General features: G+C 72.4%; 13 protein-coding genes. 11 read left to right on the top strand and 2 right to left on the bottom strand.

The features are described from left to right. The first annotated feature begins 50 nt into the window (after window positions 1–50). The 4 genes from PV350_RS09805 (at window position 51) to PV350_RS09820 (ending at window position 6,302) form a co-directional block, all read left to right on the top strand. Window positions 51–332 (top strand): acylphosphatase, encoded by a 282-nt coding sequence (locus PV350_RS09805; protein ID WP_499514210.1) that lies wholly within the window; start codon window positions 51–53, stop codon window positions 330–332. A 412-nt stretch (window positions 333–744) separates the two neighbouring features. Beyond that, window positions 745–933 carry a hypothetical protein gene (locus PV350_RS09810; RefSeq protein ID WP_319131640.1) on the top strand — a complete coding sequence of 63 codons (189 nt, stop codon included), beginning with the start codon at window positions 745–747 and terminating at the stop codon, window positions 931–933. 175 nt (window positions 934–1,108) lie between these two features. Beyond that, window positions 1,109–4,666: a chromosome segregation protein SMC gene (smc, locus tag PV350_RS09815; protein WP_500333383.1), complete on the top strand. Its 3,558-nt coding sequence runs from the start codon at window positions 1,109–1,111 to the stop codon at window positions 4,664–4,666. A 181-nt stretch (window positions 4,667–4,847) separates the two neighbouring features. Continuing rightward, on the top strand, window positions 4,848–6,302 hold the full coding sequence (locus PV350_RS09820; protein WP_499514212.1) for a sugar porter family MFS transporter: 1,455 nt from the start codon (window positions 4,848–4,850) through the stop codon (window positions 6,300–6,302). 93 nt (window positions 6,303–6,395) lie between these two features. Here the strand turns inward: PV350_RS09820 and PV350_RS09825 are convergent, their stop codons facing one another. Beyond that, window positions 6,396–7,385: an LLM class flavin-dependent oxidoreductase gene (locus PV350_RS09825; protein ID WP_499514213.1), complete on the bottom strand. Its 990-nt coding sequence runs from the start codon at window positions 7,383–7,385 to the stop codon at window positions 6,396–6,398. A gap of 100 nt (window positions 7,386–7,485) precedes the next feature. Here PV350_RS09825 and ftsY point away from each other — a divergent pair, with 100 nt between their 5' ends. Beyond that, the gene (ftsY, locus tag PV350_RS09830; RefSeq protein WP_499514214.1) at window positions 7,486–8,712 is read left to right on the top strand and encodes a signal recognition particle-docking protein FtsY; all 1,227 of its coding nucleotides are present in this window, start codon (window positions 7,486–7,488) and stop codon (window positions 8,710–8,712) included. Window positions 8,713–8,785: 73 nt separating this feature from the next. Here the strand turns inward: ftsY and PV350_RS09835 are convergent, their stop codons facing one another. Then, entirely contained in the window at window positions 8,786–9,460 is a 675-nt protein-coding gene (locus tag PV350_RS09835) for a bifunctional DNA primase/polymerase (RefSeq protein WP_500333384.1), read from the bottom strand. 233 nt (window positions 9,461–9,693) lie between these two features. Here PV350_RS09835 and nsdA point away from each other — a divergent pair, with 233 nt between their 5' ends. From nsdA to PV350_RS09865, 6 genes are all read left to right on the top strand, one after another. After that, complete coding sequence (gene nsdA, locus PV350_RS09840) at window positions 9,694–11,208, top strand: transcriptional repressor NsdA (protein ID WP_500333385.1); 1,515 nt, start codon at window positions 9,694–9,696, stop codon at window positions 11,206–11,208. Window positions 11,209–11,601: 393 nt separating this feature from the next. Further along, entirely contained in the window at window positions 11,602–12,960 is a 1,359-nt protein-coding gene (locus PV350_RS09845; protein WP_499514217.1) for an ammonium transporter, read from the top strand. After that, window positions 12,957–13,295, top strand: a complete 339-nt coding sequence (locus tag PV350_RS09850) for a P-II family nitrogen regulator (protein ID WP_018562967.1) — start codon at window positions 12,957–12,959, stop codon at window positions 13,293–13,295. Before PV350_RS09845 ends, PV350_RS09850 begins: the two co-directional genes overlap by 4 nt. Window positions 13,296–13,386: 91 nt before the next feature. Then, window positions 13,387–15,864, top strand: coding sequence for a [protein-PII] uridylyltransferase (locus PV350_RS09855; protein ID WP_500333386.1), 2,478 nt, complete (start codon window positions 13,387–13,389; stop codon window positions 15,862–15,864). Between the two features lie 84 nt (window positions 15,865–15,948). Then, a complete protein-coding gene (ffh, locus tag PV350_RS09860) occupies window positions 15,949–17,490 on the top strand; it encodes a signal recognition particle protein (protein WP_499514219.1) in 1,542 nt (513 codons plus the stop codon). Window positions 17,491–17,564: 74 nt separating this feature from the next. Further along, window positions 17,565–18,080 carry a GNAT family N-acetyltransferase gene (locus PV350_RS09865; RefSeq protein WP_500333387.1) on the top strand — a complete coding sequence of 172 codons (516 nt, stop codon included), beginning with the start codon at window positions 17,565–17,567 and terminating at the stop codon, window positions 18,078–18,080. Window positions 18,081–18,091 lie beyond the last annotated feature (11 nt).

The raw sequence follows: 18,091 nt of genomic DNA on the forward strand, positions 1-18,091 counted from the left end.
CAGGCGGGGCAGGTGTGAACCCTGGGCAACTGGCGGGTTAGCGTGCTTTTATGAACGACGCTGTCCGACTCACCGCCTGGGTGCGAGGCCGCGTGCACCAAGTGGGTTTCCGCTGGTGGACGCGGGTGAACGCACTGGAGATCGGCGGACTCGACGGGTATGTGAGCAATCTCTCGGACGGCCGTGTGCAAGTCGTGGCCGAAGGCGAGCGGTCGCGCTGCGACGGTCTGCTCGACTGGCTGCGGACCGGCGACACGCCCGGACGCGTCGACGGCGTCACCGAAATCTGGGGCGAGCCGCGCGGCGGTTACGACGGCTTCGCGATCCGCTGACCCACCGACCCGCACACCGCCCCGTCCTCGCAGGTGAGGGGTGAGGTGACAGATCAACGGCAATCTCACGTGGCAAGAGCGACAAGGAGGTTGCCATTTCGCGCACCGCGTGCGAGGCTGCCGACATCGAGGACGCGGTGATCTTCGGGGAGCGGTCAACGGCCCTGTCCTCCACGCCACGCGGGACGCCCGCGGCGCCCTCTCGCGCCGTGTTTTCTTAGGCGCACCCGACGCCCGGGCTGTGATCGTGTTGACCGTCTAACTATTTGGTGAGACGCTGGAAGCCCCGCGCACCGCAGCTGTAGGCATGGCAAAGGGCAGCTTCGGCGCACACGGCGCGGGTGCCTATAACCCCTCACTCACGACCCACACCGCTCCCCGGTCGGTCACTCAGCGTGGAGGACCATCCATCATGGCAAAGGCGCTTCTCGGTTACGTCGGCGGCCCCGACCCTCGACTCCTCGCCGAGATGCGAAGGCTGCAGCAGCGTGTCCAGGACCTGGAAACCGAGCTCGTACGGATCCAGGCCGAGAACGATGCGCTGGCCGCTGCCTCGCACGAGCTCGTCGACGTACCTCACGCGGAGCCGGTTCTCGCCTGACCCGGCCTTTCGGCCGGTCAGGGGAAACGACTCCGTTTGGGAATGTGCAAGGGACGCCCCGGCGTCCCTTCGTCGTTTGCCGCCCCGTTCGCCCTCCCATGATCTCCGCCCTTGCATTGCATGTGCCCCCCGCATTCCTCGGTGAAACCGGGAGCGGGAGGTAGAGTCCAGCGGCGTGCACCTCAAGAGCCTGACCCTGCGCGGGTTCAAGTCATTCGCCTCGGCGACGACCCTGCGATTCGAACCCGGAATCACCTGTGTCGTCGGCCCGAACGGTTCCGGCAAGTCCAACGTCGTGGACGCGCTGTCCTGGGTCATGGGCGAACAGGGCGCCAAGTCGCTGCGCGGCGGCAAGATGGAGGACGTCATCTTCGCCGGCACGACGGGACGGCCGCCGCTCGGCCGGGCCGAGGTGTCGCTCACGATCGACAACAGCGACGGTGCCCTCCCGATCGATTACGCCGAGGTCACCATCACGCGGATCATGTTCCGCAACGGCGGCAGCGAATACCAGATCAACGGCGACACCTGCCGGTTGCTGGACATCCAGGAACTGCTCTCCGACTCCGGTATCGGCCGCGAAATGCACGTCATCGTCGGCCAGGGACAACTGGATTCGGTGCTGCACGCCGATCCGATGGGCCGCCGCGCCTTCATCGAGGAGGCGGCCGGGGTCCTCAAGCACCGCAAGCGCAAGGAAAAGGCGCTGCGCAAGCTGGACGCCATGCAGGCGAACCTGGCCCGCGTCCAGGACCTGACCGGTGAGCTGCGCCGTCAGCTCAAACCGCTGGGCCGGCAGGCACAAGTCGCCCGCCGGGCGGTGGTCATCCAGGCCGACCTGCGCGACGCCCGGCTGCGACTGCTCGCCGACGACCTGGTCACCCTGCGGAAGGCCTTGCACGCCGAGGTCGCCGACGAGGCCGCGCTCAAGGAGCGCCGCGACGCCGTCGAGGCGGAGCTGGCGGCCGCGGTACAACGCGAGGCGCGGCTGGAGGAGCAGGTCAGGGCCCTCGCGCCGCGGCTCGCCGACGCCCGGGCCACCTGGTACGGGCTGTCGCAACTGGCCGAGCGGGTGCGCGGCACCATCGGCCTGGCCGAGCAGCGCGTACGTCATGCCACGGCGCAGCCCGCCGAGGAGCGGCGCGGCCGCGATCCGGAGGACATGGAGCGCGAGGCCGCCCGCATCCGCGAACAGGAGGCGGAACTCACCGACGCCCTGGAGGCCGCCCAGCGCGCCCTGGACGACACGGTCGACCACCGGGCCGAGCTGGAACGCCGCCTCGCGGAGGAGGACAAGGCGCTCAAGGCCGCCGCCCGCGCCATCGCCGACCGCCGCGAGGGTCTGGCCCGGCTGCAGGGTCAGGTCAACGCCGCCCGTTCCAAGGCCGGATCCGCCGAGGCCGAGATCGGCCGGCTGACCGCCGCCCGCGACGAGGCGCGCGAGCGTGCCGAGTCCGCGCAGGAGGAGTACGAGGAACTCCGCACCCGGGTCGAGGACCTGGACGCCGACGACTCCGAGCTCGACGAGCGCCTCGAAGCGGCCAAGGACGAGCAGGCCGGCGCCGACGAGGCCCACTCCGCCGCCCGCGAGGCCGCCACGACCGCCGAACGCCGGCGGGCCGCCCTCGCCGCGCGCCACGACGCACTCGCCCTCGGCCTGCGCCGCAAGGACGGCACCGGCGCCCTGCTCGCCGCGGGCGACCGCCTGGCCGGGCTGCTCGGCCCCGCCGCCGAACTCCTCGCCGTCGCCCCGGGCCACGAGGTAGCGGTCGCGGCCGCGCTGGGCGCCGCCGCCGACGCCGTCGCCGTCTCGGGACCGTCCGCCGCCGCCGAGGCGCTGCGGCTGCTGCGCAAGGACGACGCGGGACGCGCGACGCTGCTCCTCGCCGGTGACGCCGCCCCGCAGGAGTCCGCCGAGGTGCCCCCGGGCGCGCGTGCGGCGGCCGCGCTCGTCGGCGGTCCCGACGAACTGCTCCCGGCCGTGCGCCGTCTGCTGCGGGACCACGTCGTCGTGGAGAGCCTCGCCGACGCCGAGTCACTGGTCGCCGCCAACCCGCGGTTGACCGCGGTGACGGCGGAAGGCGATGTCCTCGGCGCCCACTTCGCCCACGGCGGCTCGGCCGGTGCCCCCAGCCTGCTGGAGGTGCAGGTAGCCGTCGACGAGGCCGCCGCGGAGCTGGAGGCACTGGCCGGGCGCTGCGAGGCGCTCGCGCAGGAGCAGGCCGCCGCCAAGGAACGCCGGTCGGCCGCCGCCCGGGTGGTCGACGAGCTGACGCAGCGTCGGCGGGCCGCGGAGAAGGAGAAGTCGGCCGTGGCCCAGCAACTGGGCCGGCTGGGCGGCCAGGCACGCGCCGCGGCGGGGGAGGCGGAACGTTCTGCCGCCGCCGTGGGCCGCGCCGAGGAGTCCCTGGCGGCCGCCATAGAGGAGTTCGAGGAGCTCTCCTTCCGGCTGAGCGAGGCGGAGGCCGCCCCCGCCGAGGAGGAGCCGGACACCTCCGTGCGGGACCGGCTGGCCGCCGACGGCGCCAACGCCCGTCAGACCGAGATGGAGGCGCGGCTCCAGGTCCGTACCCACGAGGAGCGGGTCAAGGGCTTGGCCGGCCGCGCCGACGGCCTGGACCGCGCCGCCCGCGCCGAGCGCGAGGCCAGGCAGCGGGCCGCCCGGCGCAAGGCGCGTCTGGAGTACGAGGCGCAGGTCGCCTCGGCGGTGCTGAAGGGCGCGCACGGCCTGCTGGCCTGCGTCCAGGTCTCGCTGGGGCGCGCGGACGAGGAACGCGGCGCGGCCGAGCGTGCCAAGGCCGAGCGCGAGGCGGAGCTGGACACCGCGCGCCGCCAGGGCCGGGAGCTGAAGTCCGAACGGGACCGGCTGACCGACTCCGTCCACAAGGGCGAGGTGCTGGGCGCCGAGAAGCGGATGCGGGTCGAGCAGCTGGAGGGCAAGGCGCTGGAGGAGTACGGCGTCGAGCCCGAGGGCCTGGTCGCGGAGTACGGGCCGGACCAGCTCGTGCCGCCGTCCCCGCCCGCCGAGGGCGAGGTGCTGCCGGAGGACCCGGAGCACCCGCGCAACACGCCGCGCCCGTACCACCGGGGCGAGCAGGAGAAGCGGCTGAAGGCGGCGGAGAGGGCGTACCAGCAGCTGGGCAAGGTCAACCCGCTGGCGCTGGAGGAGTTCGCGGCGCTGGAGGAGCGGCACAAGTTCCTCTCGGAACAGCTGGAGGACCTGAGGAAGACCCGGGCCGACCTGCTCCAGGTGGTGAAGGAGGTGGACGAGCGGGTCGAGCAGGTCTTCACCTCCGCGTACCACGACACGGCGCGCGAGTTCGAGGGCGTGTTCTCCCGGCTCTTCCCCGGCGGCGAGGGCCGGCTGATCCTCACCGACCCCGAGAACATGCTCACCACCGGTGTGGAGGTGGAGGCCCGGCCGCCGGGCAAGAAGGTCAAGCGGCTGTCGCTGCTGTCGGGCGGCGAGCGCTCGCTGACCGCCGTGGCGCTGCTGGTGTCGATCTTCAAGGCCCGGCCGAGCCCGTTCTACGTGATGGACGAGGTCGAGGCCGCGCTGGACGACACCAACCTGCAGCGGCTCATCCGCATCATGCGTGAGCTGCAGGAGAGCTCGCAGCTGATCGTCATCACCCACCAGAAGCGGACCATGGAGGTCGCCGACGCGCTGTACGGCGTGTCCATGCGGGGCGACGGCGTGTCGAAGGTCATCAGTCAGCGCCTCAAGGACTGACTTCACGTTGTGAACGAATGCAGGGGATCTCTGGGAGATCCTCTGCTTCGTTGCGTCGAAATGGGCGGGTTTGACTTTGAAGATTGTAGGAATAAGGTCTGCAATGTTGTTTTAGCGTTCGAGTGATGGTGACTTGGGGAGTCCCGGCACTCGTTGCTCCTGCCCCCCACCTGAGGGCTCAATGCAGAGTCCGGGAGATTCACCAGTGACCACCACCGCACCGAAGTCCCAGGCGGCCGGCCGCTCCGGCGGCCATGCCGACCACCTCGGGCACGTCATCTTCATCACCGCGGCCGCCGCCATGGGCGGCTTCCTCTTCGGCTACGACAGCTCCGTCATCAACGGGGCCGTCGAGGGCATCCGCGGGAAGTACGACATCGGCTCGGCCGCGCTCGCCCAGGTCGTCGCCATCGCGCTGATCGGCTGTGCGATCGGCGCCGCCACCGCGGGCCGCGTCGCCGACCGCATCGGGCGCATCCGCGTCATGCGGATCGCCGCCGCGCTCTTCACGGTCAGCGCCGTGGGCTCCGCCCTTCCCTTCAGCCTCTGGGACCTGGCGCTGTGGCGCGTGGTCGGCGGCTTCGCCATCGGCATGGCGTCGGTGATCGGCCCCGCCTACATCGCCGAGGTCGCGCCCGCCGCGTACCGCGGCCGGCTCGGTTCCTTCCAGCAGGCCGCGATCGTGATCGGCATCGCCGTCTCCCAGCTCGTCAACTGGGGCCTGCTCCAGGCCGCCGACGGTGACCAGCGCGGTGACCTGCTGGGCGTCGAGGCGTGGCAGGTCATGCTCGGCGTGATGGTCGTGCCCGCCGTCCTGTACGGCCTGCTGTCCTTCGCGATCCCCGAGTCGCCCCGCTTCCTGATCTCCGCCGGCCGGACCGCCGACGCCGAGAAGGTGCTGCGCGACGTCGAGGGCGAGCACACCGACACGGGCGCACGGGTCGCCGAGATCCGCGAGCACATGCGCAGCGAGCACCGCTCCCGCTTCAAGGACCTGCTCGGCGGGCGCTTCGGCTTCGCCCCGATCGTGTGGGTCGGCATCGGGCTGTCGGTGTTCCAGCAGCTCGTCGGCATCAACGTGATCTTCTACTACTCGGCCACCCTCTGGCAGTCCGTGGGTGTCGACCCGAGCAGCTCGTTCTTCTACTCCTTCACCACGTCGATCATCAACATCATCGGCACCGTGATCGCGATGCTGTTCGTCGACCGGATCGGCCGCAAGCCGCTCGCCCTCATCGGTTCCGTCGGCATGGCGGTCTCGCTGGGCCTGGTCGCCTGGGCCTTCTCCCACAAGACCGGCACCGGCGGCCACATCAGCCTCCCCGGCACCGAGGGCGCCGTGGCACTCGTCGGCGCGCACGCCTTCGTGCTCTTCTTCGCCCTGTCGTGGGGCGTCGTGGTGTGGGTCTTCCTCGGCGAGATGTTCCCGAACCGGATCCGCGCCGCCGCGCTCGGCGTCGCCGCCTGCGCGCAGTGGATCGCCAACTGGGTGATCACGGCCAGTTTCCCCAGCCTGTCGGACTGGAACCTGTCGCTGACCTACGTGATCTACACGGCCTTCGCCGCGCTCTCCATCCCCTTCGTCGTCAAGTTCGTCCCGGAGACGAAGGGCAAGACCCTGGAGGAGATGGGCTGACCGGCCCCGCCCGCTTCCGCCGCGCCGCCCCCCTGGTGCCCCTCCGGGCCCGGGGGCGGCGCCGTGCGCCGGGCCGCTCGCGGCCGGGCCCGGTCAGTCCTTGAGCCGGGGCAGTACCTGCTCCGCGAACAGGCGCAGGCTCCGCCAGCCCTCCTCGACCGGCATGCCCCCGCACAACGGGTGCAGCACGAGGGCGGCGGCCGGGTCGGTGCTCGCCTCCGCGAAGGCGACGCACTCGTCGGGGGTGACCACGCGGTAGACGCCCTCGCGGCGCAGTTCCTCCGGGGAGGCCGCGCTGGAGCGCACCGCCGAGCGGATGCCGGCGGACTGCCAGGAGGCGTAGGTGGCGGCCTCGTGGAACAGGTGCCGCCCGTACTCGGCCCAGGTGCGGTCGGGGTCCTCGGACAGGTGGAGCAGCGGCACCTGCGGCGGGGGCATCAGGCACCAGCCCTCGGTGCGGTGCTCGGCGAGCTGCTCCCGGTAGTACGTCTCCAGCTCCGGGAGGTGGGCGCTGGGGAAGAACGGCAGGCCGAACCGTGCCGCCCGGCGCGCCGCGGCACGCGAGCTGCCGCCGACGATCAGCAGCGGGTGCGGGGAGCTGTGGGGGCGGGGCGTGACCCGGACGGTCCGGCCGCGGAAGACGAAGGGCTCACCGGTCCACGCCGTGAGCAGCGTCTCCAGCAGCTCGTCCTGGAGGGCGCCGCGCCGGTGCCAGTCCACCCCGAGGGCCTCGTACTCCTCCGGGCGGTAGCCGATGCCGGCGACGGTGACCAGCCGGCCGCCGCCGACGTGGTCGAGCACCGCGAGGTCCTCCGCCAGCCGCAGCGGGTCGTACAGCGGTCCGATCAGCGCGGAGACGGTGACCGCGATCCGGCGGGTCGCGCCGAGGACCGCCCCCGCGAAGGTCAGGGGCGAGGGCAGCCAGCCGTCGGGGGAGCCGTGGTGCTCCTCGGTCTGGAGGGTGGCGACGCCGTGTTCGTCGGCGTACGCGGCCATCTCCAGGGCGGCCCGGTAGCGGTGGCTCAGCGCCCCGGGCGCGGCCGCGGGGTCGACGAGGTTGAAACGTACGACAGTGGCGGGCATGCGCCGACGTTAGCTGACGAACCGTCAGATGAACAGAGTCACGGACGCCCGCCGGGTGGCTCCCGGGAGGGCGCGCCGCGTGACCGATACTGGACGGGTTATGGAAACCGTCATTCTTGCCGTAGTCATCGCCCTGGTCGTGATCCTGGCGGCCGGCGGGCTGGTGGTGGGCAGCCGCCGCAGGAAGCAGCTGCCCCCCGCACCGCCCACCGAGCAGCCGACGATCACCGCGCCCCCCGCCGAACCGCAGATCGGCGACGAGGCGGAGGCCCCGCGGGACGAACCCCGCCGGACCATCGAAGAGGTCGAGCTCCCCGAGTCGGAAGACGCCTCCGCCGGCGGCGTCCTCGTCGAGGAGCGCCCGGCCGCCCCCGAGATCGAGCGGCCCGAGCCCACCGCCGGCCGTCTGGTGCGGCTGCGCTCCCGGCTCTCGCGCTCGCAGAACGCGCTCGGCAAGGGGCTGCTCACGCTGCTCGCGCGCGAGCACCTCGACGAGGACACGTGGGAGGAGGTCGAGGACACCCTGCTCACCGCGGACGTCGGGGTCGCCCCCACCCAGGAACTCGTGGAGCGGCTGCGCACCCGGGTGAAGGTGCTCGGCACCCGCACCCCCGCCGACCTGCGGCAGCTGCTGCGCGAGGAACTGCTGACCCTGATCGGCACGGATCTGGACCGCACGCTCCACACGGACGGGCTGCCGAACGGGGACGGGGCCGACCAGCCGGCCGTGCTGATGGTCGTCGGCGTCAACGGCACCGGCAAGACCACCACCACCGGCAAGCTCGCCCGGGTCCTGGTGGCCGACGGCCGCAGCGTCGTGCTGGGCGCCGCCGACACCTTCCGTGCCGCCGCCGCGGACCAGCTGCAGACCTGGGGCGAGCGCGTCGGCGCCCGCACCGTGCGCGGTCCCGAGGGCGGCGACCCGGCGTCGGTCGCCTTCGACGCGGTGAAGGAGGGCATCGCCGAGGGTGCGGACGTCGTGCTCATCGACACCGCGGGCCGGCTGCACACCAAGACCGGCCTGATGGACGAGCTCGGCAAGGTCAAGCGCGTCGTGGAGAAGCACGGCCCGGTGGACGAGGTCCTGCTGGTCCTGGACGCCACGACGGGTCAGAACGGACTGGTGCAGGCCCGGGTCTTCGCCGAGGTCGTCGACATCACCGGCATCGTGCTCACCAAGCTCGACGGCACCGCCAAGGGCGGCATCGTCGTCGCCGTCCAGCGCGAGCTGGGCGTTCCGGTCAAGCTGATCGGCCTGGGCGAGGGGGCGGACGACCTCGCGCCGTTCGAGCCCGAGGCCTTCGTGGACGCGCTGATCGGCTCGTAGCCGGCGGCGTCCGCGGACGAGCGGACATGTGGACAAGGGGCGCACTCCCACGAGTGCGCCCCTTGCTCGTTGTTCACGCGTACGCGCGGTCCCGGTGGCAGACGTACGCCAGCGTGCCGAGCAGCAGCCGGGCCTCCGGCGGCTGGCGGGCGGCGTCCAGCGCCGGCGGCCGCACCCAGCGGACCGGGCCGAGGCCGCCGAGGTCGGAGGGCGGGGCGGTCACGTGGTCGCCCGGCCCGAGGCAGCGCAGGTCGAGGTCGGCGTCGTCCCAGCCCATGCGGTACAGCAGGTGCGGGAGCTCGGCGGCGGCCCCCGGCGCGACGAAGAACTGCGCCCGGCCGTCCGGGGTGGCGATGACCGGGCCGAGACGCAGCCCCATGCGCTCCAGGCGCACCACGGCGCGTACGCCGGATCGTTCCGCCACGTCGATCACGTCGAAGGCGCGTCCCACGGGGAGCATCAGCGCCGCGCCCGGCACGCGCTCCCAGGCGGCCACGGCCTCCTCGAGGGTGGCCCCGGCCGGCACCTCGTCGGCGAACTCCAGTGCGTGGGCGCCCGGTGCCTTGCACCCCGGGTCACCGCAGGAGCACTGCCCGCCCCCGCGCGTGGCGCGCGCACCCGGCGCCACCGCCCATCCGCACAACCCGGTGTACTCCGCCACGGTGGTGCACGCCGAGGCGTGCGTCCGGCGGCGCGCGCCGGAGCGGATGTGTCGCATCTCCCGCATGCTGCCGATCGTGAAGCCCATGACACCCCCAACGGGTCGCAGTTGCCGATGGTTACGCCCGTGCCTGATCGGCATGTGTCAAGTGAATCGCGCCGTGTGCACATGTAGTTCATTCGAAGGGGTGGCGAATGGTGGCGTTTTCGCTGGAGGCATCGCCGGATGGGTGATCGTAGGATTACTTTCGGTTTGCAAGCCCCGGAAGTGTGCGGGCCGGCGGGTATGCCGGAGGCAAGACTCGTAGGACACTGAGGCACATGGGGGCCAGGCAGGCAACGGCCCTCATCCCCGGAGGTGTTGGGCGACGGAATGGGGGCGTCACGGTGGGCGGCACACAGGACAAGCAGCCCAACGCGCAGTTGACCTCTTGGTTTGTGCGCAGCGGCTGGTCCAAGGGCGAACTCGCCCGTCAGGTGAACCGCAGAGCACGCCAGATGGGCGCGCTGCACGTCAGCACGGACACCTCACGGGTGCGCCGCTGGCTGGACGGCGAACAGCCGCGCGAACCCATCCCGCGCATCCTGTCCGAGCTGTTCTCCGAACGCTTCGGCACCGTCGTCCCGGTGGAGGACCTCGGCCTGCGCCCCGCCCACCAGCCGCCCGCCGCGACCGGCGTGGACCTGCCGTGGGCCGGGCCGCAGACGGTCCAGCTGATCAACGAGTTCTCCCGCAGCGACCTGATGCTCGGCCGCCGCGGCTTCCTCGGGACCTCCCTGGCGCTGGCCGCCGGCCCCGCCCTCGTCGAGCCGATGCAGCGCTGGCTGGTGCCCACCCCCGCGTCCGGCGCCGACGTCCCCCCGCCGCGCGAGTCCGGCGGCAGGGTCCGGCTCTCCGAGCCCGAGCTGGAGCTGCTGGAGGCCACCACGGTGATGTTCCGGCAGTGGGACAACCAGTGCGGCGGCGGCCTGCGCCGCAAGGCCGTGGTGGGCCAGCTGCACGAGGTCACCGACCTGCTCCAGGAGTCCCATCCGCAGTCCGTCGCCAAGCGGCTCTACCGCGTCACCGCGGAGCTCGCCGCGCTCGCCGGCTGGATGTCCTACGACGTCGGCCTGCACCCCACGGCGCAGAAGTACCTGGTCCTGGCCCTGCACGCGGCCAAGGAGGCGGACGACCGCCCGCTGGGTGCCTTCGTCCTGTCCAGCATGAGCCGCCAGATGATCCACCTGGACCGGCCCGACGACGCACTGGAACTCATCCACCTGGCGCAGTACGGCAGCAGGGACAGCGCGACCGCCACCACCCAGGCGATGCTGTACGCGATGGAGGCCCGCGCCTACGCCAACATGGGCCAGGTCAGCAAGTGCCACCGCGCCGTGCGGATGGCCGAGGACTCCTACACCGACTCCCGCCCCACCGAGGACCCGGACTGGATCAGCTTCTTCAACGAGGCCGAGCTCAACGCCGAGAACGCCCACTCCTACCGTGACCTGGCGTACGTGGCCGGCCGCAGCCCCACGTACGCCTCGCTGGCCCACCCGGTGATGCAGCGGGCCGTCGAGCTCTTCTCCCAGGACACCGTCCACCAGCGCGCCTACGCCCTCAATCTGATCGGCATGGCCACCGTGCACCTGCTCCAGCGGAGCCCGGAGGAGGCCGCCGGCCTCACCGTCCAGGCCATCGACGTCGCCAAGCACGTGCGCTCCGAGCGGGTGAACACCCGCATCCGCAAGACCGCCGACACCGCGCTGCGCGACTACGGCAAGATCGCCGAGGTCGCCCAGCTCAGCGAGCGCCTGGCGTCCGACCTCCCCGAGGTCGCCGGGACCGCCTGACCCGGCGGTCCACCCCGAACCCCGGCCGCGGCCGGCCATCCCGACAGCCCGACTCGGCTCCCCCATGCCAGGTCAACCGGGTGGCCCGCCGCGGCCGGTCCTCGTTCACCGACCCGTCCGTTCGACGGCGTGGCGAGGTTTGTACACCCCGGCCCGCGCGGCACGTATACAGCTCGTCGGCCCGCCCGAGGGGTCACGGAGTCGTGACGGCGTCGTCATGGCGGCGCCCGCTGGGGTGGCGGTTCATCCCGACGTAACACGGACGACTTCTTCGTCACGGTTCCGAAACACCCGATGGCGTCGACGGAAACCCGGCTGGGACAACCTCATGGCGAAAACCGGCCCATCGAGCCCACTTCCCGCACGGGCCGTTCGGATGACGAGGAGACGCCGATGGCAGCAGGCTTCTTGACGCTTGCCGCAGATACGCCCACGCTCGACAGCGGTAGCACGGCGTTCATGCTGCTGAGCGCAGCGCTGGTGCTCGTGATGACCCCCGGTCTCGCCTTCTTCTACGGCGGCATGGTGCGGGTCAAGAGCGTGCTGAACATGCTGATGATGAGCTTCATCGCCATCGGCATCGTCACCGTGCTGTGGACGCTCTACGGTTTCACCGTCGCATTCGACTCCGGCAACGCCTTCTTCGGCGGCTTCGACTGGGCCGGCATGCGCAACATCGGGATCTCCCAGCTGTGGGACGGCTACACCATCCCGGTCTACGTCTTCGCCGTCTTCCAGCTGATGTTCGCGATCATCACGCCCGCCCTGATCAGCGGCGCCCTCGCGGACCGGGTGAAGTTCACCGCCTGGTCGCTCTTCGTGGCCCTGTGGGCGACGGTCGTGTACTTCCCGGTCGCCCACATGGTCTGGGCGTCGGACGGCTTCCTCTTCACCCGCGGCGTGATCGACTTCGCCGGCGGTACGGCGGTGCACATCAACGCCGGTGCCGCGGCGCTCGGCGTGATCCTCGTCATCCGCAAGCGCGTGGGCTTCAAGAAGGACCCGTTCCGCCCGCACAACCTGCCGCTGGTCATGCTCGGCGCCGGCCTGCTGTGGTTCGGCTGGTTCGGGTTCAACGCCGGCTCGTGGCTCGCCTCCGACGGCGTCGCGGCCGTGGCCTTCACCAACACCCAGGTCGCCACCGCCTCCGCGATGCTCGGCTGGCTCGCCTACGAGAAGATCAAGCACGGCTCCTTCACCACCCTGGGCGCCGCCTCCGGCGCGGTCGCCGGTCTGGTCGCCATCACCCCGGCCTGCGGCTCGGTCAGCCCGCTCGGCGCGATCGCGGTCGGTGTCATCGCCGGTGTGGCCTGCGCCGCCGCGGTCGGCCTGAAGTACAAGTTCGGCTACGACGACTCCCTCGACGTGGTCGGCGTCCACATGGTCGGCGGCATCGTCGGCTCCCTGCTCATCGGCTTCTTCGCCACCGGCGGGGTCGGCCAGACCGCCAAGGGCGTCTTCTACGGCGGCGGCTTCGACCAGCTGTGGAAGCAGTTCCTGGGTGTCGGCGTGGTCCTGTTCTACTCGCTGATCGCCTCGGCGATCCTTGCCAAGCTCATCGACCTGGTGATCGGATTCACCGTCAGCGAGGACACCGAGGTCGCGGGCATCGACCAGGCCGAGCACGCGGAGACCGGCTACGACTTCGCGGGCGTGGCCGGCGCGGTCCGCTCCGCCCTCTCCTCCCTGGACAGCAGCAGCGGCAGCGGCACCCAGGTGACCGACGCCCCGTCGAAGAAGGTGGACGCGTGAAGCTCATCACCGCGGTCGTGAAGCCGCACCGGCTGGACGAGATCAAGGAGGCGCTCCAGGCCTTCGGCGTCCAGGGCCTGACGGTCACCGAGGCCAGTGGCTACGGCCGCCAGCGGGGCCACACCGAGGTCTACCGTGGTGCCGAGTACACCGTGGACCTGGTGCCCAAGATCCGCATCGAGGTGCTCGTCGAGGACGGCGACGCCGACCAGCTGATCGACGTCATCGTCAAGGCCGCCCGCACCGGCAAGATCGGTGACGGCAAGGTCTGGAGCATCCCGGTCGAGACCGCCGTACGGGTCCGGACCGGGGAGCGCGGTCCGGACGCGCTCTGAGGACGCGGGGGCGCGGCCGGGACTCCGGCCGCGCCCTTTCGCACCACCGAACCCGAGCAGTTCCACCGCACGGCCTGCGACTGGAGACAGTGTGACGGAGAACGTCGACGCGAAAGCCCACGACGGACACGCCCCTGCAGGCTATGCGGCGGCCCGGCTGGCCCTCCTGAACGGCGAGGGCCCGTCCGGGCCGCCGCGGCGCAAGGCGCTGGCCTCCCTGACCGACGCCTGGCTCGCCGACCTCGCCCGCGGCGCGGCCGACCGGACCGGGGCGCGGGGCTGGTCGCTGGTCGCCGTCGGCGGCTACGGCAGGGGGGAGCTCTCCCCGCGCAGCGACCTCGACCTGCTGCTGCTCCACGACGGCTCCGCCGGGCCCGCGGACGTCGCCGGCCTCGCCGACGGGATCTGGTACCCGGTCTGGGACCTGGGCGTCGCCCTCGACCACTCCGTCCGCACCCCCGCCGAGGCCCGCAAGACCGCCGCCGAGGACCTCAAGGTCCAGCTCGGCCTCCTCGACGCCCGCCACATCGCGGGCGACGCCGCCCTCACGGCCTCCCTGCGCACCGCGGTGCTCGCCGACTGGCGCAACCAGGCGCCCAAGCGGCTCCCCGCGCTCCACGAGCTGTGCCTGGAGCGCGCCGAACGCCACGGCGAGCTCTCGTACCTGCTGGAGCCCGACCTCAAGGAGGCCCGCGGCGGGCTGCGCGACGCCACCGCCCTGCGCGCCGTCGCCGCCTCCTGGCTCGCCGACGCGCCCCGCGAGGGCCTGGAGGACGCCCGGACCCGGCTGCTCGACGCCCGGGACGCCCTCCACCTGGTGACCGGCCGCGCCACCGACCGGCTGGCCCTGCAGGAGCAGGACCAGGTGGCCGGCGCACTCGGCCTGCTCGACGCCGACGCGCTCCTGCGCCAGGTGTACGAGGCCGCCCGGACCGTCGGCTACGCCTTTGACGTCACCTGGCGCGAGGTCGGCCGGGTCCTGCGCTCCCGCCAGATGCGGCCCCGCCGCCGCGGGCTGCTCGGCCGCTCCCGTCCCGAACAGAGCACGAACGGGCCCGAGCGCACCCCGCTGGCCGACGGCGTCGTGGAGCACGAGGGCGAGGCCGTCCTCGCGCTCACGGCCAGGCCCGAGCGCGACCCGGTGCTGCCGCTGCGCGCCGCCGCGGCCGCCGCCGAGCACGGCGTACCGCTGTCGCTGCACGCGGTCCGCCGGCTGAGCGTGGCCCAGGCCACCCGGCCGCTGCCGGTGCCGTGGCCCGCCGAGGCCCGCGAACAGCTCGTGACGCTGCTCGGCGCGGGGGAGTCCACCGTCCAGGTGTGGGAGGCACTGGAGGCCGCGGGCATGATCACGCGGCTGCTCCCCGACTGGGAACGGGTCCGCTGCCGCCCGCAGCGCAACGCGGTGCACATCTGGACCGTCGACCGGCACCTCATCGAGTGCGCGGTGCGCGCCTCGCGCCTGACCCGCCGGGTGGGCCGCCCCGACCTGCTGCTCATCGCCGCCCTGCTGCACGACATCGGCAAGGGCTGGCCAGGCGACCACTCCGAGGCCGGCGAGGTCATCGCCCGCGACGTGGCGGCCCGCTTCGGCTTCGGCCGCGCCGACGTGGAGACGCTGGCCCTGCTGGTCCGCCACCACCTGCTGCTGATCGAGACCGCGACCCGGCGCGACCTGGACGACCCTGCCACCGTGCAGAGCGTCGCCGAGGCCGTCCGAGACTCCGAGACGCTGGAGCTGCTCCACGCGCTGACCGAGGCGGACGCCCTCGCCACCGGGCCGGCCGCCTGGAGCGCCTGGCGGTCCTCACTCGTCGGCGACCTGGTCAAGCGGGTCGCCGCCGTGCTGGTGAGCGGGGCGGTGCCCGGGCCCGCCGACCCCGAGCCCACCGCGGAGGAGGAGCGCCTGGCGGTCGAGGCGGCGCGCACCGGGGGCCCGGTCATCGCGCTGCACGCCCACGCCGAGCCCGACCCCGACGGGGTCCCGCGGACCGCGGACGGCGAACCCGAGCCCGTCGGCGTGGAGCTGCTGCTCGCCGTCCCCGACCGGCCCGGGCTGCTGGCGGCGGCGGCGGGCGTGCTCGCCCTGCACCGGCTCACCGTCCGGGCCGCCGACCTGCGCGCGGTCGACCCCATCCACCAGGGCCCGGTGACCCTCCTGCGCTGGCGGGTGGCCGCCGAGTACGGCTCGCTGCCCGAGGCGGCACGGCTGCGCAACGACTTCGCCCGGGCCTTCGCGGGCTCCCTCGACATCGAGGCACGGCTGGCGGAGCGGGAGTCCGCGTACCCCCGCCGTCGCGGGGTCACGCCCCCTCCGCCCCGCGTCACCGTCGCCCCCGGCAGCTCCAGCGCCGCGACCGTCATCGAGGTCCGCGCCCACGACGCCCCGGGGCTGCTGCACCGCATCGGCCGGGCCCTGGAGTCCACCGGCGTGAACGTCAGGTCCGCCCGGATCAGTACGCTCGGCGCCAACGCGGTGGACGCGTTCTACGTCACGGACACCGAGGGCGATCCGCTTCCCGACGTACGGGCGGCCGAGGTCGCCGACGAGGTGGAGCGGGCCCTGCGCTGACGCGGTGGAGACCATTCGCGGCCCGGGCGGATACCCTTGAGGACGACCTATCACCCGCCCCCGACCTGAGGATCCGCGACCGACGTGTTCGACACCCTTTCCGACCGCCTCGCAGCGACGTTCAAGAACCTCCGGGGCAAGGGCCGCCTTTCCGAGGCGGACATCGACGCCACCGCGCGCGAGATCCGCATCGCGCTGCTGGAGGCGGACGTCGCGCTGCCGGTGGTGCGCGCCTTCATCAAGCAGGTCAAGGAGCGGGCGACCGGGGCCGAGGTCTCCCAGGCGCTGAACCCCGCCCAGCAGGTCATCAAGATCGTCAACGACGAGCTCGTGGGCATCCTCGGCGGTGAGACCCGCCGGCTGCGGTTCGCCAAGCAGCCGCCGACCGTGATCATGCTGGCCGGTCTGCAGGGTGCGGGCAAGACGACGCTGGCCGGCAAGCTCGGCCGCTGGCTGCAGGGCCAGGGCCACGCCCCGCTGCTGGTCGCCGCGGACCTCCAGCGTCCCAACGCCGTCAACCAGCTCCAGGTCGTCGCGGAGCGGGCGGGCGTCGCGGTCTTCGCGCCGGAGCCCGGCAACGGTGTGGGCGATCCGGTCCAGGTCGCCAAGGACTCCCTCGACCACGCCCGCACCAAGCAGTACGACGTCGTCATCGTCGACACCGCCGGCCGCCTCGGCATCGACGCCGAGATGATGCAGCAGGCCGCGGACATCCGCGACGCCGTGCAGCCCGACGAGATCCTCTTCGTCGTCGACGCCATGATCGGACAGGACGCGGTCAACACCGCCGAGGCCTTCCGTGACGGCGTCGGCTTCGACGGCGTGGTGCTCTCCAAGCTCGACGGCGACGCCCGCGGTGGTGCGGCGCTCTCCATCGCGCACGTCACCGGCCGCCAGATCATGTTCGCCTCCAACGGCGAGAAGCTGGACGACTTCGACGCCTTCCACCCCGACCGGATGGCCTCGCGCATCCTGGGCATGGGTGACGTCCTCAGCCTGATCGAGAAGGCCGAGCAGACCTTCAGCCAGGCCGAGGCCCAGAAGATGGCCGAGAAGCTGGCCAAGGGTCCCAAGGAGTTCACCCTCGACGACTTCCTCCAGCAGATGGAGCAGGTCCGCAAGATGGGCTCGATCTCCAAGCTGCTCGGCATGCTCCCGGGCATGGGCCAGATCAAGGACCAGATCAACAACCTCGACGAGCGCGACGTGGACCGCACGGCCGCGATCATCAAGTCGATGACCCCGGGTGAGCGCCAGGACCCCACGATCATCAACGGCTCCCGCCGCGCCCGCATCGCCCGCGGTTCGGGTGTGGACGTCAGCGCCGTGAAGAGCCTGGTGGAGCGGTTCTTCGAGGCCCGCAAGATGATGTCGCGGATGGCGCAGGGCGGTATCCCGGGGATGCCCGGCATGCCGGGGCTGGGCGGCGGCGCACGTCAGAAGAAGCAGCAGAAGAAGGCCAAGGGCAAGCGGCAGAGCGGCAACCCGCTCAAGCGCGCCGAGCAGGAGAAGGCCGACGCCGCCCGTCGCGAGCAGCAGCAGGCCGGTGGCGCCTTCGGCCTGCCGGCCGGCCAGGACGGCCAGAACTTCGAACTGCCCGACGAGTTCAAGAAGTTCATGGGCTGACCCAGGCCCGTGTCCGTACGGCGGCGGCGCCCCCTGCGCAGGGGGCGCCGCCGCCGCGCGTGCATCATGGACCCATGCGCGTACACATCCGTCCCCCGGAGCCGGCCGACGCCCCCGCCTACCGGGAGGCGGTGCTGCGCTCCGCCGAGCACGTCGGCCGGTGGAACCCGGTCGAACCCGACGGGCTGCCCGAACTGCTGCGGCGCCAGGGGCCCGTGCTGCGGACGTTCCTAATCCTCGACGAGGAGAGCGGCGGGATCGTCGGCAAGTGCAACGTGGCCAACATCGTCATGGGGCGCTTCCGCAACGGCAGCCTGGGCTACGACAGCTACGTGCCCTTCGCCGGGACCGGGCGGATGAGCGAGGGCCTGCGGCTGGTCGTCGACCGCTGCTTCGCCCCCGAACCGCGGGGCCTGGGCCTGCACCGGCTGGAGATCAACGTGCAGCCGGAGAACGAACGGTCCGTCGCCATGGCCAAGCGCCTCGGTTTCCGCCACGAGGGCTTCACGCCCCGGATGCTCTACCTGAACGACGCCTGGCGCGATCACGAGCGCTTCGCGCTCACCGCCGAGGAGTGGCCGGGGGTCTGAGGGGCGCCGGA

It is taken from the genome of Streptomyces sp. PA03-6a (genome assembly GCF_033792765.1).
Taxonomy (GTDB): Bacteria; Actinomycetota; Actinomycetes; order Streptomycetales; family Streptomycetaceae; genus Actinacidiphila.